Source organism: Winogradskyella litoriviva (assembly GCF_013249065.1).
Taxonomy (GTDB): domain Bacteria; phylum Bacteroidota; class Bacteroidia; order Flavobacteriales; family Flavobacteriaceae; genus Winogradskyella; species Winogradskyella litoriviva.
Genome location: NZ_JABRWQ010000004.1, coordinates 146,714 through 170,973, shown reverse-complemented (window position 1 = coordinate 170,973; position 24,260 = coordinate 146,714). Strand labels below are relative to the sequence as shown.

The following is a 24,260-nucleotide window of genomic DNA, read 5'->3' as shown; positions in this document are numbered from 1 at the left end:
ATTATTAGAATTTATATTTTTCTTCGTATTCTTTAAAGAATATCTATTTGCTTTTCAAACTAATACTTTTTTTAGACGATATAATCTGTTTTTATTTATACTAACTTTATTACAATTATTAATGAATCTGAGGATGGTAGCAATACTTAATTATGACTCTGAATTTATACTTATAGGTTTAGTAAAATGCTTTTCATACATAGTTTTTTCATTTCTATTCTACCTTATAGCCAAAGAAAATATTAAATTTGTTAATATCATTATTGGAGTTCATGTTTTAATTTGTGTTTTTGCTATTCTACAACATCCATTGTCACCTATTTCTTCATCGATGATGGCTATAAAAAAGACTCTTTTTGCAAGTATAGAGGCGAGTGAAGGAATCGCTAAAAAATTAAATAATCAGGAAGAATATATAAAATTAGGTATTGGCATTAGGTTTAGAGCATCTGGTCCATTTCCTTCCGCTATTACCTTTTCATATTTTTTATTGAGTACTTTTTTCTTGAATATTTATATGTATTTTAGACAAAAAAAAGGTGTTTATTTAGGTATAATTAGCCTAATTTTAGTTTGTTCATTTTTAACCCAGACAAGATCATTAATTTTAGCCGAATTTTTTATTCTATTAGGTGTATTTGTATTTATTCATAACGAAAAACTAAATTCTTACAAAGTCATTTTTACATTAATTGGACTAATCGCTTCATTGGTTTTTATTAATAAAATTGAATCCTTTTTTACAGGAAATAAAGATTCTCGTCTTACTAAACTAGATGATGAAGGTTCTCATAGGGACTTATTATGGCTAACAGGTTTATACGCAGTAGCTACTCATCCTCTTGGAATAACTAGTGAGGAATATGCTGAAGTTCGACGTGAGATGTTTTATAAATTTGGAAAAGAAGCAGTACTAGTATTACCTTCTCATAACGGTTTTGTAAATGTTGGATTTAACTATACAATATTTGGATACCCTGTAATAATACTATTTTTTATTTTTCTTTTTAAGCATATAAAAATGCATATTTCTACTTATAAAATATTGTTTACTCTTTATGTAACAGGTTATATTATACACTCTATGTTTCATAACAACTTCTTATTTTACTCAGATTATGATGTTTATATGGTTATAATGTTAATCCCAATATACTCATATATTGATAAAAATGATAATGAATCTTTTATTCGAAAAAAATTAATGATGTATGAATAAAAAAACAAAAATATGTTTTGTTTTACCCTCTCTAAAAGCTGGTGGAGCGGAACGTGTTATGACATATATAGCCCAAAACATAGATAAATCAAAGTTTGAGCCTTTTATGGTGATTTTTGGTTTTGAAAAAGATGTTGTTTATAATACAGAAGGTATTAGAATCATTTATTTAAATAAAACTAAAATTACTCAAGGTATTTTTACAATTATAAATGTTTTTAAAAATGAAAAGCCCAATATTGTTATCTGCTCTATAGGTCATGTAAATAGTTTATTAGCGTTAGTGTCTCCATTATTTAAAAAAATAAAATTTATTGGTAGAGAAGCAAATGTAGGTAGTGTGCGCAACAAAATGAATTCTAAAAACAATACAATTTTTTCTATTATTCACAAAAAAAGTTTAAAAGTTTTAGATGTAATAATATGTCAATCTAACGATATGCTTAAAGATATAATATCAGAAAACAATATCGACACCAACAGACTTATTACTATAAATAACCCAATTACTAAAGGATTTACTTTAAAAGACAGAAAAAAACAAAACTCCATAGTTAAATATATTACAGTTGGAGCATTACATGAAAGAAAAGGACACAAAAGATTACTTAATTTACTATCAAAATTAGACCATGATTTCCGATACACAATAATTGGAAATGGGTCAAAATTAAATGAAATAACTGAGCAAATCAATAAATTGAATTTATCAGACAAAGTGATACATATTCCATACACAAAAGAAGTTCCAAAATATTTAAGAGAAAGTGATGTATTTTTAAATGGTTCTTTTGTAGAAGGGTTTCCTAATGTTATGATAGAAAGTTGTGCTACGGGAACACCAGTAATTACATTTGCAGCTCCTGGAGGTATAGATGAAATTATACAAAATGGAATTAATGGATATATTGTTGATAACGAAACAGATTTTATTAACTATTTAAATAAAAATAATAAAACTAAACTATTTGATTCTAAAACAATTAATCTTTCTGTAACAAGTAGATATAGTAGCGAAATTATATTGTCAAAATATGAGTGTCTATTTGACAACTTAATGAACAATAGGCCAATTAAATAAATATGAAAATTCTTTTTTTATTACCAAATAATATTCTAGGAGGAGCTGAACAATATCTCAAAATGGTTGCAGAACATTATAAATCTGAAGATGTTGAAATTGTTTTTTTTAGAAAATTAGAATCTTCACTTTGGGAGAATTTAAATACATATACTAATCAAAAGTATATGAGCTCTAAAAATGAAACTATAGGTATCCTTAAATATTTTTTTAAAATATTATTTAAGCGGAACTCCTATGATTACATTTTTACTTCACATGTATCAGTCAATGCTTTTGTTGGGATAATGTTGAGTTTAAATATTCTAAAAACACAAAAATTTATAGCAAGGGAATCTACAACAGTTTTTACAAGGTTTACTGGTATAAAATTGGCAAAATATGAGTTTTTATATGAGTTTGGATATAGAAAAATCGACTTATTAATTTGCCAAACAGAGTTAATGAAAAATCAACTTATAGAGTACTTTCCAAAAATAAATAAAAGGACAATTGTTGAGGAGATACCAAATCCTATTGACAAATCCCAAATTGAGTTCATGTCAAAAGGAGAAGCAAAAATAAAACTTCCTAAAGAATATTTAGTTTCTGCCGGCAGATTAATTCAACTTAAAGGATTTGACCTATTAATAAATTCATTGGCTAAATTAAAAGCTAGCTACCCAGATTTAAAACTTTTAATATTAGGAAAAGGTAATCTTAAGGAAACCTTAAAATTACAAGCAGAATCTTTAGGTCTTAAAAACGATGTGGTTTTTGTGGGACATGTAAGTAATGTTTATCCTTATTTCAAAAATGCTCAAGCTTGTGTTGTATCCTCTCGTATAGAAGGGTTTCCTAATGTTCTTTTGCAAATGATGTCGCAAAACAACAACGTAATCTCAACAACATGTGCAGGAGGAATTGATAAGATACCAAATATTACTACGGTTGAAGTAGATAATGCAGAAAAACTATATAATGGTATTCTTAAAGTACTAGAAAATCCTATCAACAGTACTCAAAATATTCATAAGGAGTTTCTTAACAAGCGAGATATTAGTAGTTTTATCAAACGCATAAACGAAATAATAACCCCTGAAAAAGTTGATATAACGAATTAATTAGAAAAAAACAGCATTAAAACTAAAAATTATTAATTTCGGTTACATAATCAATTTAAAAATTATTTATCAGAATTAATCAATATCAAAAAATAATTCTTACATCCTGTTAAAATAATAAAAATTAATCCCAATGTAAATATGTCATATTTTATTATGAAATATTGCTGAAACAGAAGATGTATGATAGAAGTATTATGAAAAAAATAATTAGAATTACAACTATTGCAATGTCCTTAAAAATATTACTTAAAGGACAGTTAAGTTTCATGAATAAGTACTTTGAAATAATAGGTGTCTCTGGTGGAGGAAAAGACTTAAAAGAAGTTGAAGAAATTGAAGGCATAAGAACTATAGATGTACCTATGACAAGATCTATAACACCACTTAAAGATTTAGTTTCTGTTTATCGTCTTTATAAGGTATTTAAAAAAGAGAAACCTTTAATTGTCCACACACATACTCCAAAAGCAGGCACCGTTGGTATGCTTGCTGCAAAATTAGCAGGTGTTCCTCACAGATTGCATACCATCGCAGGTTTACCATTGTTGGAAGCAACAGGAAATAAAAGAATATTATTAAATATTGTAGAAAAGTTTACCTATAAATGTTCTACTCTAATTCTTCCAAATTCATTCGGAATGAAAGAGATAATTTTAAAAGAAAAATTCTGTTCAGAAAACAAACTAAAGATTATTGGAAAAGGAAGTTCGAACGGTATAGATGTTGAGCACTATAGTCAAGATAAAGTAAGTATAGAAGAAGCAAATAAGTTAAGACAACAATTAGATATACAACAACAAGATACTGTTTTTATTTTCATAGGTAGAGTGGTAAAAGACAAAGGAATAAATGAACTTGTTTCTGCATTTTCAGAGATAAGTAAATTAAATTCTACAGCAAAACTTGTTATTGTAGGTCCAAGTGAAAAGGAACTAGATCCTATTGATTCTAAAACCGAGGATTTAATAGAAAAAAATAAAAATATTCATTCTGTTGGCTTAATAAAGGACATTAGACCATATGTAGCAATTAGCAATGTATTGACTTTTCCAAGTTATAGAGAAGGGTTTCCAAATGTTGTTTTACAAGCTAACTCTATGGGCTTACCATGTATTGTTTCTGATATTAATGGTTGTAACGAAATAATAACAGATGGATTTAATGGCATTATCATTCCTCCAAAGGATTCAAAAGCGTTAGAAAACGCTATGAGACAATTGTTAGAAAACCCAAATTTAAGAGAGGACTTAGCAAAAAACACTAGACAAAATATATTAGATAATTATAGACGAGAATATATTTGGGAAGAATTATTAAAATTATATAAAACTTTAGAATAATGAAAAAAACATATAGAAATATTGTTAAACGTGCTTTAGATTTTCTCGCAGCTTTTATTGGTTTAGTTTTAATATCACCAATATTTATAACACTTATAATTATTTTAAGCATTTTAAATAAAGGTAAACCATTCTTTTATCAAAAAAGAACAGGCAAAAATGGGAAAATCTTCACCATTATTAAGTTAAAAACCATGACTGATAAGACCGATGAAAATGGAGAATTATTACCTGCACTGCAGCGTGTAACCAAAACAGGTAATATTTGTAGAAAATATTCTTTAGATGAAATTCCCCAATTATTAAATATCTTAAAAGGTGATATGAGTTTAGTAGGTCCTCGCCCACTTTTACCACAATATTTAAAATTATACAATGAAAAACAGAATAGAAGACATGAGGTAATGCCAGGTATTACAGGATGGGCGCAAATTAACGGAAGAAATACAATCTCATGGGAAGAAAAATTTGAGCACGATGTATATTATGTCGATAATCAATCTTTTGTGTTAGACCTTAGAATCTTATGGTTAACTTTTTATAAAGTAATTAAGAAAAGTGATATAAATAGCTCCGAAACTGTAGATATGCCTGCTTTTACTGGAACAAAAAACTCATAAACAAATATTTTCAATCTTATATTACTAATAAGATATAATATTCCATTATTTTTTTCTCTTTTTTAGTTTTCAATTATAAATATTGATATTAAGTAAAAAGAGGTTCTTTTGGTCTGATAATTATACATTTAACTTATAAATAATTTTGATATAACGTGTAAACCAAACAGTTTATCGTAAATTATTATTTTTGTTTCTTTGTTTAAAATTTAAGGACTTATATTAGCACAATAAATGCTATTAATTATATGGGTCCCAAACACCTTTAATTAAAAACTTTAGGTACTAACTTAAAGAATTAACCTATGAATGAAAAAATATGGCTATCATCACCACACATGAGTGGTAATGAGCAATCTTATGTAAAAGAAGCTTTTGATACTAACTGGGTAGCACCTTTAGGCCCAAATGTTAATGGCTTTGAAAATGACTTACAAACTTATTTAAAAGAAAATAGCCATGTCGCGGCATTGGCATCTGGTACTTCTGCCCTACATTTAAGTCTCATTTTGTTAGATGTAAAGCATGGAGATGAAGTGATTTGTCAAAGTAAGACATTTTCCGCTTCAGCAAATCCTATTATATATCAAGGTGCAACACCAATATTTGTAGATAGTGAGAGAGAGACATGGAATATGTGCCCTATTCAGTTAGATATAGCTATAAAAGACAGAATAGCTAAAGGAAAAAAACCAAAAGCTATAATTGCGGTTCATTTATATGGAATGCCGTATAAAGTAGACGAACTTAACAAAGTAGCAAAACAATATAATATTCCCATTATTGAAGATAGTGCAGAATCATTAGGTAGTAGATATAATGGTAGAAATTGTGGAACATTTGGTGACTTATCAATATTGTCATTTAATGGTAACAAAATAATAACAACATCTGGTGGAGGTGCTTTGGTTTCACCAACGGCAGAGTTTAAAGAAAAAGCAGTGTTTTTGGCAACACAAGCGCGAGATAATGCACCTCATTATTTACATTCAAAGATTGGTTATAATTATAGAATGTCTAATATTGTAGCCGGAATAGGAAGAGGCCAAATGACTGTTTTAGATAGCCACGTATCAAAACGACGATCTAACCATGAATTCTATAAAAATGCGTTTAAAGCCATAGGTGAAATCACTTTTTTAAGAGAACCAGAAGGTTACTTTTCTAACCGTTGGTTAACTTGTATATTACTAGATTCTTACTCCACAAGAGAAGGGTTGAGACTGGCATTAGAAAAAGAAAATATTGAATCTAGGCCATTGTGGAAACCAATGCATCAACAACCAATATTTAAAGATTCTCCTAGTTATCTTAACGGTGTATCTGATGAGTTATTTGAAAAAGGATTATGTCTACCAAGTGGTTCTAATCTTACTGATATTGAATTAAACAGAGTTGTTTCTGCTGTAAATACTTATTTTGAAAAATGTTAGTCAAATATTTAAATAAAATATCAAAAAAATACGCATCCAAATGGTTGGTTTTACTATTTGATATAGTAATAGTGGTTGCAATGTTTTTTATTGCTTATCTAATTAGGTACAATTTCACCTTAGATTTTGACTTTGGAAAATTAATCAATCAAATCCCTTACGTTGCAATTATAGCTGCTATTAGCTTAATTGCTGTAGGTACATATAAAGGCGTTGTTAGATTTACGGGCTTTAAAGATATTGTTAATGTTATTATTGGTGCAAATATCTTAGCCACTTTACTCATCTGTATTACTTTTTTAAGTAGAAAAATAGTCGGAGAAGATAGCGTATTTAGTATCTCTGGGTCAATTGTTTATATTCATTTATTATTGAATATTTTATTTTTAGTTGGTTCTAAATTATTTATAAAATCTATATATAATTACATAACCCAAGATTTTCAGTCAATTTCTAAAGTTTTAATATTTGGTGCAGGTAACTCAGGTATGTTAACCTATGATGCCATAGAAAATGATACTAAAAATGGATTTGAAGTTGTTGGATTTATAGATGATGATGCCCAAAAAGTCGGTAAGAAAATAAACTTATTAAAAGTTTACAATATTGATAGTATTACTGAAAACTTTATAAAAAAGCACAATGTTGAAGATGTTATCATCTCAATTCAGAATATAGACCCATCAAGATTACTCCAAATTACCGGCAGCCTTTTTTCTTTAGGCCTTAAAGTAAAAATTGTTCCTCCTGTTCAAAATTGGATTGATGGTGATTTAAGTGTTGGTCAAATAAAAGAGGTAAAAATTGAAGATTTATTAGGCAGAGACCCAATAAACATTAAAAATCCAGAATTAGAAGATCAATACGACAATAAAGTTATTTTAATTACTGGTGCAGCTGGATCAATCGGAAGCGAAATCGCCAGAAAAGCAAGTTTATATAACTTTAAAAAACTAATATTAGTTGATAATGCAGAATCTGCTTTATACGACATTCAACAAGAGTTTAGACAACAAGGATTAAGTAATATTGAAGCTATTGTTGCAGACGTTAGAAATAAAACTAGAATTGACCAAATATTTAATCAATATAAACCACAAATGGTTTTTCATGCGGCAGCATACAAACATGTTCCACTAATGGAAAACAATCCTTTTGAAGCTGTTAGTGTTAATATAGGCGGAACAAAAAATGTCGCTGATATTGCAGTCAAACACAGCGTCGATAAGTTCGTGTTAATTTCTACAGATAAAGCGGTGAACCCAACTAATGTAATGGGTGCAACTAAACGTATTGCAGAACTTTATGTCTCATGTTTAAAAGGAAAAGGCAATACAAAGTTTATAACTACAAGATTTGGTAACGTTTTAGGATCTAATGGTTCCGTAATACCACTTTTTAAAAAGCAAATAGAAAAAGGTGGTCCATTAACAGTAACACATAAAGAAATTACAAGATATTTTATGACAATACCTGAGGCATGTCAGCTTGTATTAGAAGCTGCTGCAATGGGTAATGGTGGAGAGATTTTTGTATTTGATATGGGCGAACCAATTAAAATATTTAACCTAGCAACAAATATGATTATTTTATCAGGTTTGCGTTATCCAGAAGATATCGACATTAAAATCACAGGACTAAGACCAGGTGAGAAAATATACGAAGAACTCTTAGCGGATGGAGAAAACACTAAAAAAACCTATCATGAAAAAATTATGATTGCAAAATCCAGAAAAGTAGATATCGTTAGTGTCGAAAACCAAATAAATGAATTAACTTCAGTTAATACATTAACACAGCCTCTCGAAATTGTATCTTTCATTAAAGAATTAATTCCGGAGTATATTTCTAATAACTCTACTTACGAAGTGTTGGATAACAAAAAATAAACTTATCTTTAAACTTAATCAATAATATTACCCATATGAGACCACATATAATTGTTATTTCATTATTATCCATTTTTATTTCTACTTCTTGTGCTTCGCGTAAGGATGTTATATACTTACAAGATCAACAACTTGAAGAAGGGCAACTTTCAACCGAACCAACTGAGCTAAAATATAAGCCAGACGATATTTTAACAATTAATGTTTCCGCATTAGATCCAGACACTGTTAGACCCTTTAATCTTCCTGTTGTTTCCAATAATACTTTTGATATTACAAGTGCGCAAGGTACAATGCAGCAACAATCTTATCTAGTTGATTATAATGGTAATATTGAATTTCCTGTCTTAGGGACTATTAAAGTAGAAGGACTTACTCGTACTGAACTGACCTCATTACTTGTAGATAAAATCAAAGTAATGGCTAATGACCCAATTGTTAATATAAGATTGGCAAATTTCACAATTACTGTAATTGGAGAAGTTAACAGACCTGGTACATTCACAATGCAAGATGAAAGAGTAACATTATTAGAAGCACTTGGTTATGCTAATGATTTAACAATATTTGGTAGACGAAAAAATGTTAAATTAATAAGAGAAATTGATGGTAAAAAGAAATTTGCATATATAGACTTAACTTCGATAAACACTGTAAATTCTCATTTATACTACTTACAACAAAATGATGTTATATATGTAGAACCAAATAGAGCAAAGATTAGATCATCATCATATAATCAAAATAATGGTGTTATAATCTCAGCAATCTCAACCCTAGCAACAATTACAGCAATTGTTCTTTCTAATCAAAAATAATTATTACATACAAATGAGTTCTAAACATAACATAAATGACGATTTCAGAGATACTTTTGAATTAATCGTAGGTAAATGGAAATTGATTCTTTTTTGTATAATAATAGCAATCGGATTAGCTTTTGCTTATTTACGATATGCGACCTATGAATATCAAGCAACAGCATCTATAAAAATTAATTCAAACAATGATTCGAGTAGTCAATTACCTGAATTATCTGCTGTTCAAAATTACGGCTTATTCTCATCTGACTTTACTAATATAAGTGATGAAATAGAGATAATGAAATCTCGAACAATTTTAAGAAAAGTTATTGATGAATTGGATTTAAATATTCAATATTTTGAACTTGGAAGAATTAAAGAAACAGAATTATACAAAAACCCTCCAATTAATATTAGTTTTTATGAAGGTGACTCAATAATTAATCAAATAGACACTACACTATATATAAAAATCAATTCTAAAACAAAATTTAGTTTATCAAGTGTTGAAAAAAACAAGATATTGGATTTAGAAGATGAAACTGCTAAAACATATTCGTTTGGAGATAAAATTGCTACAGGATTTGGAAATATTGTAATAACACCTAACTCTTTAAAAGCTGATTCTTTAAAAGTAGGTACTAATATAAAGTTAAATCTTATTTCTGTTGATAGGATGGTAGACTTTTATAAAACTAAAATAAGTATTGTAAATTCAATGGGTTCTGATATTGTAACCCTCAATGTTAATGACAATTTAAAAGAAAGGGCAAGTTTAATATTAAACAAACTTGTAGAAAAATACAATGAAGATGTAGCAAACGATAAAGCAGAAATTGTAAAAGCAACCTCTGATTTTATAAATGATAGACTTAATTTAGTTTCTCAAGAATTGGAACAAGTTGATTTTTCTGCGGAGTCATTACAAAAGCAGAATAGATTAACTGCTCTTGGTTCACAAACTAATATTTACTTAGCAAGTGAAAAAGAAAACGAGAACAAAGTTGTAAATACTACTAATAATATTCAATTAATAAAGTATTTACAACAAGAACTAAAAGATAAAAGTTCTAATGAAGACGTCCTCCCTGCCGACATAGGTATTTCTGATAATGGTACCTCTCAAATAATTAAAGCTCATAATGATTTAGTTCAACAACGCAATAGAATGTTAAAAAATTCTAGTGATAAAAACCCAATTGTAATTAGACTAGCTAATGAAATAAATTCCTTAAAACAAACTTTAAAAGGTACTTTAAACACTATGAAATCTACAAATGAGATTACTCTTAGTGCATTAAATCAAGAAGGAAATAGAATTAGAGGTCAAATTTACAGTGCACCTACAAAGCAAAGACAGATTACTGATATTAAAAGACAGCAGAACATAAAAGAATCACTATATCTTTATCTTTTAGAAAAAAGAGAAGAATCAGCAATAAATCAAGGGCTATCTTCGAATAATGCTAAAATTATTGATAGAGCTTATACCGGATCTTTACCAATAAGTCCTAAAAAAGGTTTTATTTACATGGCTGCATTAGTCTTAGGCACAATGCTACCTATTATATTTGTTTATTTATCAAATTTATTAGACACTAAGATACATACGAAAAAGGATTTAATGAAAGTTTTAAGTATACCTTTTATTGGAGATATACCTAGATCAGAAAGAAAGAAACGTGTTATTAAAAAAATAGACTACTCTCCTAAGGCGGAAGCTTTTAGGATAATTAGATCAAATATCGATTTTATGTTAAAATCTAGAAAGCACGAATCTAAAACAATGTTTGTTACATCAACCCGTGCTCAGGAAGGGAAATCTCATACTTCGATTAATTTAGCATCTTCATTATCATTTTCAAAAAAATCTACATTACTAATTGAGGCTGACATTAGAGTTCCAAAAGTTAAAGAATATTTAGAATTAGAAGGGAGTAAAAATGGCCTTACGGATTATATTTCTGATGAATCCATTGAAATTAAGGACGTTATTTCCACTTTAAAGGATAATGAATATCTAAGTATCATTCATTCAGGCTCAATACCTCCTAACCCAGCGGAACTTTTAATGAGTGATCGTATGCATGAATTATTTAAATTCGTTAAAGATAAATATGACTATATTGTAGTTGATACAGCAGCAGTAGGTCTAGTTACAGACACCTTTCTAATTAGTGATTTTGCTGATATGTTTATTTATGTAGTTAGTGCCGAGAATATAGATAAAAGAGCATTAGAAAATGCCCAGACTTTATATGAAGAGAAACGATTACCAAATATGACTGTCTTATTAAACGGTACAACTAAAACAAAAAGAGGCTACGGTTACGGCTATGGTAATAACCCAAATAGAAAGAAAAAATGGTACCAGTTTAAAAAATCTTAATTTACTGTATACTATATTGTATTTAAACAAAAAAGCCACTTTTAACGAAAGTGGCTTTTTTGTTTTATAAAAGTTCAATTTAAAATTACAACTTGCGTCTTTTTTTCTCTGTTTTTATTAGAGTTAATTCTCTACTAGTTTGTCCTGCAACCGATGTGTTTTCTTCAGCCCTTCTAATTAAATAAGGCATAACATCTTTTACAGGGCCAAAAGGAATATATTTAGCTACATTATAACCTTCTGCCGCTAAATTAAAGCTTATATGGTCACTCATACCATACAATTGACCAAACCAAACATTATTATCTCGTTTAGAAATATTATGCCTTTCCATTAGCTCCATGGCCAAATAACAACTCAATTCATTATGTGTACCAATAAAAACAGAAATATCATTTAAATTTTGAATAATATAACTTAATGTGTCGTCAAAATTATCATCAGTTGCTTTTTTGTTTTCACAAATTGGAGACTCATAACCTTTTTCAACGGCTCTCTCACGCTCCTTCTCCATATATGCTCCTCTAACAATCTTTACTCCTATTTTAAAACCTTTATTTTTTGCTCTTTGGTGTAAGCTTTTCAAATAGTCAAAACGATCCCAACGATAGAGTTGCAATGTGTTATAAACTATAGTGACATCTTTATTATAACGTTGCATCATTTTTTCAACCAAAACATCGGCAGCATCTTGCATCCAACTTTCTTCGGCATCAATTAATACTTCTACATCTTTTGCTTTAGCAAGTTTGCAAACCGCATCAAAACGTTCTTCTATTCTATTCCATTCTGCCTGCTCGTCTTTTGTTAACTCAATACCTTCTGTCTTCTTTTGATATAAAAATAAACGCCCAAAACCGGTAGGCTTAAAAACAACAATGGGCATAGCTTCCTTCTCATCACAAAAGTCAATAATTTTTAAAATTTTATTTAAAGCATTATCAAATTGTGATTCTTCTGCTTTTCCTTCCACAGAATAATCTAAGACAGAACTAACGCCTTTTGTATATAAATTATCAATAACAGTTAAGCAATCATCCTCATTTACACCACCACAAAAATGGTCAAACACTGTAGATCTAATCAACCCTTCAACGGGTAAATGCGCTTTTAGCGCAAAATTTGTTGCTGCAGTACCTATACGTACTAAAGGTTGCGAAGAAATCATTTTAAATAAAAAATAAGCACGTTCTAGAGCTGAATCCGACTTAAGAACAAAAGCCGTTTCTGTATTTTCAAAAAGAGATCGATTTATCATTAAAAAATATTTTATAAAAACAAATATATTTATTATTAGGTTCTTTTTTTATGAAAAAGGAAGTATTTTCACGTCATTAAATTAGATAAAATAAAATGAATTCTATTTCAACTAAAAACGCAATTGTTTATTTTAATTCCGAAGTCTATACCGAAATAAATAAGTACATAGAAACGACTAAACCCTCTAAAATATTTATACTCGTTGATACTAACACGCACGATGCATGTTTACCTAATTTTTTGGGGCAAATAGAATCTGGTAATATAGAAATAGAAGTAATGGAAATGCCTAACGGTGAAGAACATAAAACAATTGATATTTGCACAGGTGTTTGGGAAGCACTATCAGAATATAATGCCGACCGTAAAAGTTTATTAATAAACTTAGGAGGTGGTGTTGTTACGGATTTAGGTGGTTTTGTGGCTAGTACATATATGCGTGGTATTTCTTATATAAATGTACCAACTTCGCTATTAGCAATGGTTGATGCCTCAGTTGGTGGGAAAACTGGAGTTGATTTAGGTGCACTAAAAAATCAAATTGGCGTTATAAATGAAGGAGAAATGGTAGCCATAGATACATCTTTTCTAGATACACTTCCTTCAAAAGAAATGGTCTCTGGTTTTGCCGAAATGCTTAAACATGGTTTAATTTTTGATAAAAATTACTGGAATACATTAACTCACTTAGAAGCTTTAGATATTTCTGATTTAGATCAATTAATATACGATTCTGTTGTAATAAAAAACAAAGTAGTGACATCTGACCCAACAGAACAAGGCTTAAGAAAAATATTAAATTTTGGTCACACTTTAGGCCATGCAATTGAGAGTTATTTTTTAGAAAATGCTGATAAAACTCCTTTACTACATGGCGAAGCTATTGCTATAGGAATGCTTTTAGAAGCTTATTTATCTACAAAAACTTGTGGATTATCTAATGAAGAGTTAGAAATTATTACCAACGGAATCTTAAAAACATTTACAAAAGTTAAAATAACAGAAAACGACCAAAAAGCCATTATAAACTTATTGAAATACGATAAAAAGAATAGTCATGGTGTTGTTAAATTTGTACTTCTTGAAGCTATAGGGCAACCTAAAATAGATTGCGTGGTTAGCAATGAACTCATTACAGAAGCTTTTATTAATTATAATAATTAGAGATAACGCTGTTTAATTATTTCACAATGATGATTCTCATGACCAGTAATTATATAACCAATAGCTCTAACTGATATAGGAAAACCACTCGCCTCACCTATTTCTAATAAAACTGGTGGATTCAAACTATTATACAATGCTATTGTAGCTTTTCTTACTGCTGTATACTCTTCTAAAAGACTTTCTAATGAGCGATTGCTTGCAGAAGCATTAAACACATAATCATTGTGCTCAAAACCAGGCAAAGGTGTTTTATCGTTTCTCGATATACGCAAAGCTCGATATGAAAAAATACGCTCTGTATCAATAATATGAAGTAAAATATCTTTTATTGTCCATTTGCCTTCAGCATAAGAATAGTCTTGCTTCCCTTTAGGTATTGCTCTAAAAAACAACACTATTCTTTCTAAATTATCACTTAAACCTTCTACAATTGGTTTTTGATTAGATTTCTCAATATAAGACTCGTAATACGAATTATATTCATTAACATTTAATTTCATTAATTACTTAATATATTAGTTTAACAAAAAAGCCCTAAGTAACTAAACATAGGGCTTTTGTATTATTTAAAAGATTGATTACAATTCATTAAAAATAGTATGCATTAAACGTTTTTTATCGTTAAGACTTTCTTCTAATGAAATCATAGTTTCTGTTCTATAAACACCATCAATATCATCCAACATAAAAATCACCTCTTTAGCATGCATAGTGTCTTTTGCTCTAATCTTGCAGAAAATATTAAACTTCCCAGTTGTTATGTGCGCAACAGTTACGTATGGGATTTCATTAATACGTTCTAAAACAAACTTAGTTTGAGACGTATTTTGCAAAAACACACCCACATATGCAATAAATGAATAATCTAACTTGTGGTAATCTAATGTTAATGAAGAACCTCTTATAATTCCTGCTTCTTCCATTTTCTTAACTCTAACGTGAACGGTTCCTGCAGAAATCAATAATTTCTTTGCAATATCTGTAAAAGGAATACGTGTGTTGTCGATAAGCATATCGAGAATTTGATGATCAACTTCATCTAATTTAAACTTTGCCATTATTTAATAATCTTTAGATTAAACGCAAAAATAAGACATTTATTCTAACGATAACGCATTAAAATTGAATTATTTTAAGAATATAGAGAGATTCTTTCCTTATTTAACAATACGAAATCGATTTCGCTACCTACATTTAACTCAGAATTTTCTGTAGTTGTTACCATTTTACCTTTGGCGTCAATTTCTTTATGCCCAAATTTTAAGTTCATTTTAGAAATTGCTTCAACTTTAGGTATAAAGTCAACAACTCCATCAATTAAAACTTCTTGGAATTGAAATGCAATATCAACAACTTCATTATCTGAGATTTTACATTTAGCATTTCTAATAATTACATCATAAAAGCATTTTGCGTTTTCTGGAATTTTAAAATATGCCTTGTGTTTATCATAACTTATTCCGTTAGCAATAACATTCAACCCTTTTAACAAAGCAATAAACATAAAGCGCCTCACAATTTCCCTACTATAATCATTTGCATAATGACCCGCTTCATATAATATTGTAGGAACGCCAAAATTTTGAAATGTATCACCCACACAATTAATATTAAAGCCATCATCGTATCGCCCAACTGCATTTGGTATCTCTTGCTGAAGTAAATCGTTTATATCAGAAATAATAGTCATAGCCACCTTCCTGTTCTGAGTAAGCGTACGCTCTTCATTTTCTGCAGGTGACAAAAACGAAAGTGTTGCCACATTATTTGTTTCTCCTGCACTAAAAATTGTACGTTGACCATGAAGATTAAAACAATAATTTGGCCTAAAATCGTTATAAGCAGCTCTTAAAACTTTACTTTCAGGCTGACTTAGATTTTGAGCATCTCTATTTAAATCAATAAGATTTGCATTTAGACGTGTATACCTCTCTGCACCATCAGGATTTAATATTGGAATCACCAACAATGTACAATTTTTCAAAATAGTAGCTACAAGACTATTTTCTGCTTCAAACAATTTAAAACAATCAAAAAGTGCTTTTGTAGATGTTGATTCATTACCATGCATTTGCGACCACAATAATATTTTTATAGGTCCACTCCCAAATTTAAAACTATAAATTGGTCGCTTTTCTACAGATTCTCCAATGGTAGAAATTCTAAATTTCGAAAATAAATTAAAGCATTTTTCAATATGAAAATTGGTAATATATCGACCATGCAACTCTGAAGTTCTAACAGAATTAAATGCCGTATTTAAAAGGTCTAAATTCATGAGGTTAAAATATTGGTTACAAATGTAATCATTTGAAATTTTACAATTGTAAACAAGTAAAAACACTAAATATGTTACATTGGTAAACAGAATAGCAATAAGAAAAACAACAAATCAACTCATTTAAAAATAAAATCAATGATATTATTATAATTTAAATATATTTATTTTTTAATCAGGTACTTATGTGTTTTTTGTTAAATTATTTATTTAAATACAAGTAAAGATTAATTACAGTTTTTATTAAAAATCAATTACGATTGTTTACATTTGTATAACCAAATACAAAACTCTATAGTTTACAATGATAAACTCTATCGATTTTACTAAACGTCTTCAAAAAGTCATAGATTACTACAGCGAAACAGCCTCGAGTTTTGCTGAAAAAATCGGAGTGCAACGTTCTAGTATTTCGCATATTTTATCAGGAAGAAATAAACCCAGTTTAGACTTTGTAATGAAGATACTTCACACCTATCCAGAAGTAGATTTGTATTGGCTAATGAATGGCAAAGGACAATTTCCTAATATCTCTAAAACTTCAACTTTACCAGACCCGAATCTTACAGCGGCTAATCTCGAAACCAAAAAGTCAGATTCCATAAAGCCTATTTCAAATGAGAACTCAGAAATTGAGAAAATAGTTATCTTTTTTAAAGATGGAACTTTTAAAAGTTACAAACCATAATTTTCGATTAGCTATTTATTATCTTTGTAAAAAGACAAATTATGAAAGTGTTTTTAGCTATACTGCTATTATCATTATTAACAAGTTGCTACTCTGTTGAACGAAAATGTTCGGACTTTAAAACAGGTACATTTGAGTTTACCTATATGCTCAATGGTGTAAAACAGACATCAAGATTTAAGCGCACCAAAGACTTTAACATTGATTACCATGAAGGAAAAGCAGACTCTTCTTCTATTCGATGGATTAACGATTGCGAGTTTATTCTTAAAAAACTGCATCCTACCAGTAATTCTGAAAAAGATGCAATCCATATGAAAATTTTAACAACTACAGCAGACTCATATACGTTTGAATACAAACTTGCGGTAAAAAGACCCAATAAGCCATTAAATACCGAGCAAGGAATTGCTAAAAAAATAGACTAGAATTATGCTTGATTTTCTATTAACATCTGATGCTATAATGGCATTATTAACCTTGACTTTCTTAGAGATTATTTTAGGTATAGATAATATAGTGTTTATTTCTATCGCAGCAAATAAACTACCTGAAGAACAAAGAAATAAAGCAACGAATATAGGGCTGATATTAGCAATGGTACAGCGAATTATTCTATTGTTTTTTGTATCCTTTTTAGTTGGGCTTAGCAAACCTTTTTATTCTATTGAAACAGCATGGCTCTCTGTTGGCATAAGCTGGCAAGCACTCATACTATTTGCTGGAGGACTTTTCTTAATCTACAAAAGTACTACTGAAATAAGAGAAAAAGTTGAAGACCCTTCACATGACGAAAAAGAAGCAAAATCTAAGGTCATAAAATCCCTAAGTAATGCCATTGTACAAATTGTAATTATAGACTTTATATTTTCAATCGATTCTATACTTACAGCTGTAGGAATGACTAATGGGTTACATGAAAACCACAATTACACATTAGTATTAATGATAATTGCAGTTATGATTTCAATAGGCATAATGATAGGATTTGCAAATCCAATTCGTAAATTCATAGACACTCATCCAAGTATTCAAATTTTAGGACTTGCATTTTTAATCTTAATTGGTTTTATGCTTATCACAGAAGCGGCTCATCTCTCACATACTGAGTTATTTGGTAAAACCGTAGGAGCTATTCCTAAAGGCTACTTATACTTTGCCATTGCATTCTCCCTTTTTGTTGAATTTTTGAATTTTAAAACTAAAAAATAAATGTCCTTTAGAAATAAAATAATTTATGCTTTAAAATCCTTAATTATACTATCAAGCTGTAACGAAAACAAACAGCGACTTAATTACAACTCGAATCTTGATGTCAATAAAAATTATCAAGTTATCTTAATGGCTGGCCAATCTAACATGGTAGGCTTAGGCGAGGTTTCTGAGTTAAGTTCTTTTTATTTACCTAACAATATAACTTACCACAATTACAGTGCTAATACACGATTAAAAAGATTATTAAATTATTCTTTTGGGCCAGAAGTAGGCCTATCTAGAGTGTTAAATGACTCCTTTCCTGCTTTAAACTTTTTAATCATTAAGTATGCTGTTGGAGGCTCCTCAATTACTGATTGGCTACCCGAAGTTGATTCTAATATCAAGAGAAGTGTTGATTTTGGAAATTTGTACGGCAAATTCATAAAAATGACCGACAGCTTAACCTTTAAATACAAAACAAAACCAATTGCTTTTTTATGGATGCAAGGAGAAACTGACGCTAGATACAAATTCAACTCAGAATCTTATGAAGAAAATTTTAAATTACTTATTAATAAAGTACGAAAAGATTTCAAAAATCCAGACCTACCTGTTATATACGGAAAGGTAAACCCAAAAACAAATGAACATAAATTCGTCTCAAATATTCAAAAAGCACAATCCGCAATAAGCCTATCTGTTCCCAATACTTTTTATATTAACACAGACCAACTTAGCAAACAACCTGATAATCTGCACTATGATGCATCTGGACTATTAAGATTAGGTGATAAATATGGAGAAATTGTTGCTTTACTTCTAAAAAACAAGGAATTAGAAACGCAAAAATAGAAATTTTTAATACTAAGAAATTGAATTCGGTTGTAGAACGATATTTTTAATCCTCTTAACTAAAATCTAGAATTTTTAATGTGCTAAATACTAGCTTTAGCTATATTTCCAAAAAATTTAACTATTCTTTTTAAGAACCCAAATCTATAAAATTCAACGTTAATGCTTTTTAACTCAATTGATTTTGCTGTTTTCTTACCGATCGTATTTATACTATACTGGTTTGTTACCCAGAAAAATCTTAAATATCAAAATTTTCTAATTGTACTAGCAAGCTACGTCTTTTATGGCTGGTGGGATTGGCGATTTTTATCGTTAATTGTTTTCAGTACCATTGTTGATTACTCTATAGGTATTTTACTTTCCAAAGAAGAAAATAACAGAAAACGAATAATACTACTTTGGTGCAGTATTATTGTTAATTTAGGATTCTTAGGTTTTTTCAAATACTACAACTTTTTCTTAGATAATCTCATAACCGCCTTTACCCTATTTGGTCAAGAATTAAACGTTTCTTCATTAAAAATAATTTTACCTGTTGGTATTAGTTTCTACACATTCCAAACATTAAGTTACACAATCGATGTTTATAAAAAGAAATTAACGCCTACTAAGGATTTTATTGCATTTTCAGCCTTTGTAAGTTTCTTTCCACAATTAGTAGCGGGTCCGATTGAACGTGCAACAAATTTACTTCCTCAATTTTATACAAAGCGCAAATTTGAATATTCAAAAGCAGTAGATGGATTACGTCAAATTCTTTGGGGATTATTCAAAAAAATAGTGATTGCCGATAACTCGGCTCGATTTGCAAACGAATTTTTTAATAATTATAATGATTATGGAGGAAGTGGTTTATTGCTTGGCGCAATATTCTTCACATTTCAGATTTACGGTGATTTTTCAGGTTATTCAGATATAGCCATAGGTACATCTCGTCTATTTGGTTTTAATTTAAAACAAAACTTTGCTTTTCCTTATTTCTCTAGAGATATAGCTGAATTTTGGAGACGCTGGCACATATCTTTATCTACTTGGTTTAGAGATTATCTGTATATTCCTTTAGGCGGTAGTCGAGGAGGAACCTCAATGAAAGTTAGAAATACTTTTATAATATTCATTGTTAGTGGATTTTGGCATGGCTCAAACTGGACCTTTATTGTATGGGGCCTTTTAAATGCTATTTATTTTTTACCATTACTTCTTATGAATAGAAATAGAAATAATATTGGAATCTCTGCAGAAGGCAAACTTTTTGCTCCACTTAAAGACATTTTAAATATTAGTGTAACATTTTTACTTACTGTAATTGCTTGGGTATTTTTTAGAGCAGACAATATTTCACATGCTATTAATTATTTAAGTACCATTTTTTCTAAAAGCCTTTTTTCTATACCAGAGTTTTCAAATAGACAACTAGCAATTGAAACTCTAGTTTTAATTGTCTTTTTAGTGGTTATAGAATGGCTTGGTAGAGAAACTCAATACGGAATTGAAAAATTTGGTTTCAAATGGCCAAGAAGTTTGAGATTAGGGTTCTACATACTATTAATTTGTCTAATCTTTTTATTTATAGGAAAAGAGCAAGAATTTATTTATTTCCAGTTTTAAATGAAAGCATTTATAAAAAAAATACTCGTTTTTTTGATTATTGCAATACTAACTGTAGTTGCGATAGCTATAATCCCTATAACTATTATTAAAAATCAATCAAAATTCAAAATTGACGAAAACTCAACATATGTTGTATTTGGACATTCACATCCAAGTTACGCTTATAACGACTCAATAATTAAGAATTTCAAAAATTTAGCAGATGCCGGAGAATCATATTTTTATACTTATCAAAAAGTAAAAAATATTATTCCAAATAACCCTCAAATACAAACTGTGTTTATTGAATTTACAAACAATCAGATTGATTCTAAAATAAATGAATGGATTTGGGGATTTGAAAAAATGTCTTACTTCCTTCCTACTTATTTGACATTTATTAACAAGGAAGACTTTAGCTTATTATATGACAATAATAGAGAAGATTTAACCTCCTGTTTATCTATTGCAGCTAAGAAAAATATTTACAGAACAATCAATAACGATTTTAACATTATAAATAGTATTGATGGCTACAAATCAACAAAAATTAACAAATTAGATGAAATGCTAGAAGAAGCAAAGTCAGACACAACTAATTATGGAATTAATTATAAAATATCAGAATCAAACATAAATTATTTAAAAAAAATAATTACGTTTTGTAAAGCACATAACAAAGATGTTTTCCTTATTAGAAGTCCACAGCATAAAGATCTTCCTGTATTAAAAAATGAAAACTATTACCAAGATATAAAGAAAAAACATTTTAAAAATGTAACATTACTCGATTTTAATTCATTTAAATTACCTAATACTTTTTATGTAGATTTAGACCACCTAAATTCATTAGGAGCTAATAGATTCTCTAAAATGTTTAATAATCTTTTAATTAATGATTTATTAAAAAGCAAAGACTCAAAATCAAAAATAAATGAAGCTATTGCAACTTACAGCTTAAGTAAATAGATAAAAATTAAAAAATATGCTTTTCAATTCAATTGAATATTTAATCTTTTTACCTATAGTATTCATTATCTATTGGTTATTAAAAAACAATTATAAGAATCAGAACATCTTATTACTTATTTCTAGTTACGTTTTTTATGGCTGGTGGGACTACAGATTCATATCACTTATAATTTTTAGTTCTTTTTTAGATTACTTTGTTGGTCAAAAAATCGAAGATGCTTTAGACAAAAACAAAAAACGATGGCTATACGTTAGTCTCCTTTCAAATCTAGGGTTATTAGGGGTTTTTAAATACTATAACTTTTTTGCAGATTCATTTGCAACAACAATGTCTACAATAGGTTGGGAGGTCAACAGTTTAACACTAAACATCATTTTGCCGGTTGGAATTAGTTTCTACACATTTCAAACACTAAGCTATAGTATAGACATATATAGAAAAGAAATAAAAGCAAGCAGAGACATTGTAGCCTTTTTTACGTTTGTAAGCTTGTTTCCTCAGTTAGTTGCAGGCCCAATTGAAAGAGCTTCTAACTTAATACCACAAATTGAAAAGAAGAGAAATCTTAACGTTACATTAATTAAGACTGGGATTTTTCAAATTTTTATTGGATTATTTAGAAAAGTCGCAATTGCAGACAATTTAGGGATATATGTAGATTCTGTTTATGGAAATTATGAAATACACAATGGCTCTACTCTTTTAGTTGCCACCATTTTTTATGCATTTCAGATTTATTTTGACTTTTCTGGTTATTCTGACATAGCCATTGGTAGCGCTAAACTATTTGGATTTAATTTTAACAGAAACTTCAATTTTCCATATTTCTCAAGGACATTAACTGAATTTTGGAGGCGATGGCACATGTCTTTATCGTTTTGGTTAAGAGATTATTTATATATTTCTTTAGGTGGAAATAGAAAAGGTATTGTAATAACGTACAGAAACCTACTTTTAACAATGCTAATTGGTGGCTTATGGCATGGCAGCTCCTGGAATTTTGTTATTTGGGGAGGAATTCACGGTCTATTTTTAAGTTTAGAAAAGTACACTTTTTCTGCGCTTAAAATTAAAACATTCAACGCTTTAGGATATATTTACACCTTTATAGTTGTTCTCATTGCATGGGTCTTTTTTAGGGCTCCAGACTTTCACTCTGCATCAACAATTTTGTCAGAAATAATTAGTTTTAATTATGGCTCTCTATTTATAGGAAACATAAACACATTTATAAACGCTATACTTTTACTTGCCCTAGGGTTTGTAATTGATTTAAAAATCTTTAGAACCAATATTCCTTTGGAAGATTATGGAGTTAAGTTTAGCATGTTAAAATTATCTATTATAGTTTCTTTAATTATTCTATTGCTTTGTCTCTTCTATTCAACAGCTGAAAACTTTATTTATTTTCAATTCTAGATTATGAACTCAGAAATCACAAAAAAGCTTTTAAAACTTATTGGATTAATTTTAATAATTAGTTTCGGATTAGACAAACTCGTCTTCTTTAGTTTAAATAAAATAAGTGACGAAGTTATGACTGGACAAGCAATTGGTAAACTAAATCAGTTTTTATCCATTAAAGACAGTACAGACTTTATAGTCTTTGGAAACTCAAGAGCAAATCATCACATAGATGTTGACTTATTTAGTAAAAACGGATTCAATATTGGCGTTGACGGAGTTGGTATTGCATACAACAGCACTCTAATAAACACCTTGAAAAATGACAAAAAACAGCTTATATTAATACATATTGATACTAAAAACTTTTTTGACCCAAACTATGATGGCTCTGACATTAGAGGTTTAAAAACAAAATATCACAGAGAAAAGAACATTACTAATTCGCTTAACAAATCAAAAAGCCTTTCTGTATTGCAACGTTTTTATTATAGCATGAATTATAACGGAAACTCAATAGGGATTTTAAAAAATTACTTCAAACCTAGCTATAATTACAAAACCTATTCTGGATACGACCCACTAACTGTAAGTAATTCTCAACAAGAAATGAGAGATATTATTCTAGCTAAAGCCAATACCAGCATAACAGAAGATTGTATGGGTAAAACTAAAATGAATACTACTGCTGTTAATTATTTAAAATCAATAAAATCATTTATTGACAATTCACCAAATAAGAAATTTATATTTGTGACGACACCTATTTACAATGATACTTGTAATGAAGACAATAAATTGCTTTCAACTTTAATGCAAGATTTAGGATTGAAATATTTAGATTTCACAAATCTTTACAAAGATACTAAGGATAACTCCTATTGGAAAGACGCAACGCACATGTCTGTAATTGGTGCTGAAAAATTCTCTGCATATTTATCAGAAAAATTAAAACCCTTCATGTAAAT

General features: G+C 29.0%; 22 protein-coding genes. 18 read left to right on the top strand and 4 right to left on the bottom strand.

What is annotated here, in order from left to right; all coding sequences use genetic code 11:
• The first annotated feature begins 133 nt into the window (after positions 1-133).
• The 9 genes from HNV10_RS09745 (at position 134) to HNV10_RS09705 (ending at position 11,880) form a co-directional block, all read left to right on the top strand.
• Positions 134-1,219: an O-antigen ligase family protein gene (locus HNV10_RS09745; protein ID WP_173301163.1), complete on the top strand. Its 1,086-nt coding sequence runs from the start codon at positions 134-136 to the stop codon at positions 1,217-1,219.
• Entirely contained in the window at positions 1,212-2,300 is a 1,089-nt protein-coding gene (locus HNV10_RS09740) for a glycosyltransferase (protein WP_173301162.1), read from the top strand. The genes HNV10_RS09745 and HNV10_RS09740 overlap by 8 nt, the downstream gene beginning before the upstream one ends.
• A 2-nt stretch (positions 2,301-2,302) precedes the next feature.
• Positions 2,303-3,403 (top strand): glycosyltransferase, encoded by a 1,101-nt coding sequence (locus HNV10_RS09735; RefSeq protein WP_173301161.1) that lies wholly within the window; start codon positions 2,303-2,305, stop codon positions 3,401-3,403.
• Between the two features lie 197 nt (positions 3,404-3,600).
• The gene (locus tag HNV10_RS09730; RefSeq protein ID WP_173301160.1) at positions 3,601-4,746 is read left to right on the top strand and encodes a glycosyltransferase family 4 protein; all 1,146 of its coding nucleotides are present in this window, start codon (positions 3,601-3,603) and stop codon (positions 4,744-4,746) included.
• Positions 4,746-5,366, top strand: coding sequence for a sugar transferase (locus tag HNV10_RS09725; protein ID WP_173301159.1), 621 nt, complete (start codon positions 4,746-4,748; stop codon positions 5,364-5,366). The genes HNV10_RS09730 and HNV10_RS09725 overlap by 1 nt, the downstream gene beginning before the upstream one ends.
• A 305-nt stretch (positions 5,367-5,671) precedes the next feature.
• Entirely contained in the window at positions 5,672-6,799 is a 1,128-nt protein-coding gene (locus HNV10_RS09720) for a DegT/DnrJ/EryC1/StrS family aminotransferase (protein ID WP_173301158.1), read from the top strand.
• Positions 6,793-8,688, top strand: a complete 1,896-nt coding sequence (locus tag HNV10_RS09715; RefSeq protein ID WP_173301157.1) for a polysaccharide biosynthesis protein — start codon at positions 6,793-6,795, stop codon at positions 8,686-8,688. Before HNV10_RS09720 ends, HNV10_RS09715 begins: the two co-directional genes overlap by 7 nt.
• A 35-nt stretch (positions 8,689-8,723) precedes the next feature.
• Positions 8,724-9,506 (top strand): polysaccharide biosynthesis/export family protein, encoded by a 783-nt coding sequence (locus HNV10_RS09710; protein WP_173301156.1) that lies wholly within the window; start codon positions 8,724-8,726, stop codon positions 9,504-9,506.
• Between the two features lie 13 nt (positions 9,507-9,519).
• Positions 9,520-11,880, top strand: coding sequence for a GumC family protein (locus tag HNV10_RS09705; protein WP_173301155.1), 2,361 nt, complete (start codon positions 9,520-9,522; stop codon positions 11,878-11,880).
• 85 nt (positions 11,881-11,965) lie between these two features.
• On the opposite strand, the gene HNV10_RS09700 is transcribed toward HNV10_RS09705, so the two are convergent.
• On the bottom strand, positions 11,966-13,138 hold the full coding sequence (locus HNV10_RS09700) for a proline dehydrogenase family protein (RefSeq protein ID WP_173301154.1): 1,173 nt from the start codon (positions 13,136-13,138) through the stop codon (positions 11,966-11,968).
• Between the two features lie 95 nt (positions 13,139-13,233).
• Between HNV10_RS09700 and aroB the strand changes: the two genes are divergently transcribed.
• Positions 13,234-14,304, top strand: a complete 1,071-nt coding sequence (gene aroB, locus HNV10_RS09695) for a 3-dehydroquinate synthase (protein WP_173301153.1) — start codon at positions 13,234-13,236, stop codon at positions 14,302-14,304.
• Here aroB and HNV10_RS09690 read toward each other — a convergent pair.
• The 3 genes from HNV10_RS09690 to HNV10_RS09680 form a co-directional block, all read right to left on the bottom strand.
• Positions 14,301-14,807 (bottom strand): DinB family protein, encoded by a 507-nt coding sequence (locus HNV10_RS09690; protein WP_173301152.1) that lies wholly within the window; start codon positions 14,805-14,807, stop codon positions 14,301-14,303. The two genes, aroB and HNV10_RS09690, sit on opposite strands and share 4 nt — an antisense overlap.
• Positions 14,808-14,885: 78 nt before the next feature.
• Positions 14,886-15,365, bottom strand: a complete 480-nt coding sequence (locus HNV10_RS09685; RefSeq protein ID WP_173301151.1) for an Lrp/AsnC family transcriptional regulator — start codon at positions 15,363-15,365, stop codon at positions 14,886-14,888.
• 74 nt (positions 15,366-15,439) lie between these two features.
• A complete protein-coding gene (locus tag HNV10_RS09680; RefSeq protein WP_173301150.1) occupies positions 15,440-16,585 on the bottom strand; it encodes a M14 family metallopeptidase in 1,146 nt (381 codons plus the stop codon).
• A gap of 304 nt (positions 16,586-16,889) precedes the next feature.
• Here HNV10_RS09680 and HNV10_RS09675 point away from each other — a divergent pair, with 304 nt between their 5' ends.
• The 8 genes from HNV10_RS09675 to HNV10_RS09640 all read left to right on the top strand — a co-directional run bounded on the left by HNV10_RS09675 (position 16,890) and on the right by HNV10_RS09640 (position 24,258).
• Positions 16,890-17,273 carry a helix-turn-helix domain-containing protein gene (locus HNV10_RS09675; protein ID WP_173301149.1) on the top strand — a complete coding sequence of 128 codons (384 nt, stop codon included), beginning with the start codon at positions 16,890-16,892 and terminating at the stop codon, positions 17,271-17,273.
• 41 nt (positions 17,274-17,314) lie between these two features.
• The gene (locus tag HNV10_RS09670; RefSeq protein ID WP_173301148.1) at positions 17,315-17,701 is read left to right on the top strand and encodes a hypothetical protein; all 387 of its coding nucleotides are present in this window, start codon (positions 17,315-17,317) and stop codon (positions 17,699-17,701) included.
• A gap of 4 nt (positions 17,702-17,705) precedes the next feature.
• Entirely contained in the window at positions 17,706-18,485 is a 780-nt protein-coding gene (locus HNV10_RS09665; RefSeq protein ID WP_173301147.1) for a TerC family protein, read from the top strand.
• Entirely contained in the window at positions 18,486-19,322 is an 837-nt protein-coding gene (locus HNV10_RS09660) for a sialate O-acetylesterase (RefSeq protein WP_173301146.1), read from the top strand.
• Between the two features lie 162 nt (positions 19,323-19,484).
• Complete coding sequence (locus HNV10_RS09655; protein WP_173301145.1) at positions 19,485-20,933, top strand: MBOAT family O-acyltransferase; 1,449 nt, start codon at positions 19,485-19,487, stop codon at positions 20,931-20,933.
• A gap of 33 nt (positions 20,934-20,966) precedes the next feature.
• Positions 20,967-21,884: a hypothetical protein gene (locus tag HNV10_RS09650; RefSeq protein ID WP_173301144.1), complete on the top strand. Its 918-nt coding sequence runs from the start codon at positions 20,967-20,969 to the stop codon at positions 21,882-21,884.
• Between the two features lie 16 nt (positions 21,885-21,900).
• Positions 21,901-23,307 (top strand): MBOAT family O-acyltransferase, encoded by a 1,407-nt coding sequence (locus HNV10_RS09645; protein ID WP_173301143.1) that lies wholly within the window; start codon positions 21,901-21,903, stop codon positions 23,305-23,307.
• A gap of 3 nt (positions 23,308-23,310) precedes the next feature.
• Complete coding sequence (locus tag HNV10_RS09640; protein ID WP_173301142.1) at positions 23,311-24,258, top strand: hypothetical protein; 948 nt, start codon at positions 23,311-23,313, stop codon at positions 24,256-24,258.
• Positions 24,259-24,260: the final 2 nt, after the last annotated feature.

Excerpts from the sequence above, each read along its gene's own strand:
- HNV10_RS09675 (WP_173301149.1), top strand. The coding sequence starts at position 16,890 with ATGATAAACTCTATCGATTTTACTAAACGTCTTCAAAAAGTCATAGAT.
- HNV10_RS09670 (WP_173301148.1), top strand. The coding sequence starts at position 17,315 with ATGAAAGTGTTTTTAGCTATACTGCTATTATCATTATTAACAAGTTGC.
- HNV10_RS09700 (WP_173301154.1), bottom strand. The coding sequence starts at position 13,138 with ATGATAAATCGATCTCTTTTTGAAAATACAGAAACGGCTTTTGTTCTT.
- HNV10_RS09745 (WP_173301163.1), top strand. The coding sequence starts at position 134 with ATGGTAGCAATACTTAATTATGACTCTGAATTTATACTTATAGGTTTA.
- HNV10_RS09735 (WP_173301161.1), top strand. The coding sequence starts at position 2,303 with ATGAAAATTCTTTTTTTATTACCAAATAATATTCTAGGAGGAGCTGAA.
- HNV10_RS09685 (WP_173301151.1), bottom strand. The coding sequence starts at position 15,365 with ATGGCAAAGTTTAAATTAGATGAAGTTGATCATCAAATTCTCGATATG.
- HNV10_RS09680 (WP_173301150.1), bottom strand. The coding sequence starts at position 16,585 with ATGAATTTAGACCTTTTAAATACGGCATTTAATTCTGTTAGAACTTCA.
- HNV10_RS09690 (WP_173301152.1), bottom strand. The coding sequence starts at position 14,807 with ATGAAATTAAATGTTAATGAATATAATTCGTATTACGAGTCTTATATT.
- HNV10_RS09705 (WP_173301155.1), top strand. The coding sequence starts at position 9,520 with ATGAGTTCTAAACATAACATAAATGACGATTTCAGAGATACTTTTGAA.
- HNV10_RS09655 (WP_173301145.1), top strand. The coding sequence starts at position 19,485 with ATGCTTTTTAACTCAATTGATTTTGCTGTTTTCTTACCGATCGTATTT.
- HNV10_RS09665 (WP_173301147.1), top strand. The coding sequence starts at position 17,706 with ATGCTTGATTTTCTATTAACATCTGATGCTATAATGGCATTATTAACC.
- HNV10_RS09640 (WP_173301142.1), top strand. The coding sequence starts at position 23,311 with ATGAACTCAGAAATCACAAAAAAGCTTTTAAAACTTATTGGATTAATT.
- HNV10_RS09725 (WP_173301159.1), top strand. The coding sequence starts at position 4,746 with ATGAAAAAAACATATAGAAATATTGTTAAACGTGCTTTAGATTTTCTC.
- HNV10_RS09645 (WP_173301143.1), top strand. The coding sequence starts at position 21,901 with ATGCTTTTCAATTCAATTGAATATTTAATCTTTTTACCTATAGTATTC.
- HNV10_RS09660 (WP_173301146.1), top strand. The coding sequence starts at position 18,486 with ATGTCCTTTAGAAATAAAATAATTTATGCTTTAAAATCCTTAATTATA.
- HNV10_RS09730 (WP_173301160.1), top strand. The coding sequence starts at position 3,601 with ATGAAAAAAATAATTAGAATTACAACTATTGCAATGTCCTTAAAAATA.
- HNV10_RS09715 (WP_173301157.1), top strand. The coding sequence starts at position 6,793 with ATGTTAGTCAAATATTTAAATAAAATATCAAAAAAATACGCATCCAAA.
- HNV10_RS09720 (WP_173301158.1), top strand. The coding sequence starts at position 5,672 with ATGAATGAAAAAATATGGCTATCATCACCACACATGAGTGGTAATGAG.
- HNV10_RS09740 (WP_173301162.1), top strand. The coding sequence starts at position 1,212 with ATGAATAAAAAAACAAAAATATGTTTTGTTTTACCCTCTCTAAAAGCT.
- HNV10_RS09710 (WP_173301156.1), top strand. The coding sequence starts at position 8,724 with ATGAGACCACATATAATTGTTATTTCATTATTATCCATTTTTATTTCT.
- aroB (WP_173301153.1), top strand. The coding sequence starts at position 13,234 with ATGAATTCTATTTCAACTAAAAACGCAATTGTTTATTTTAATTCCGAA.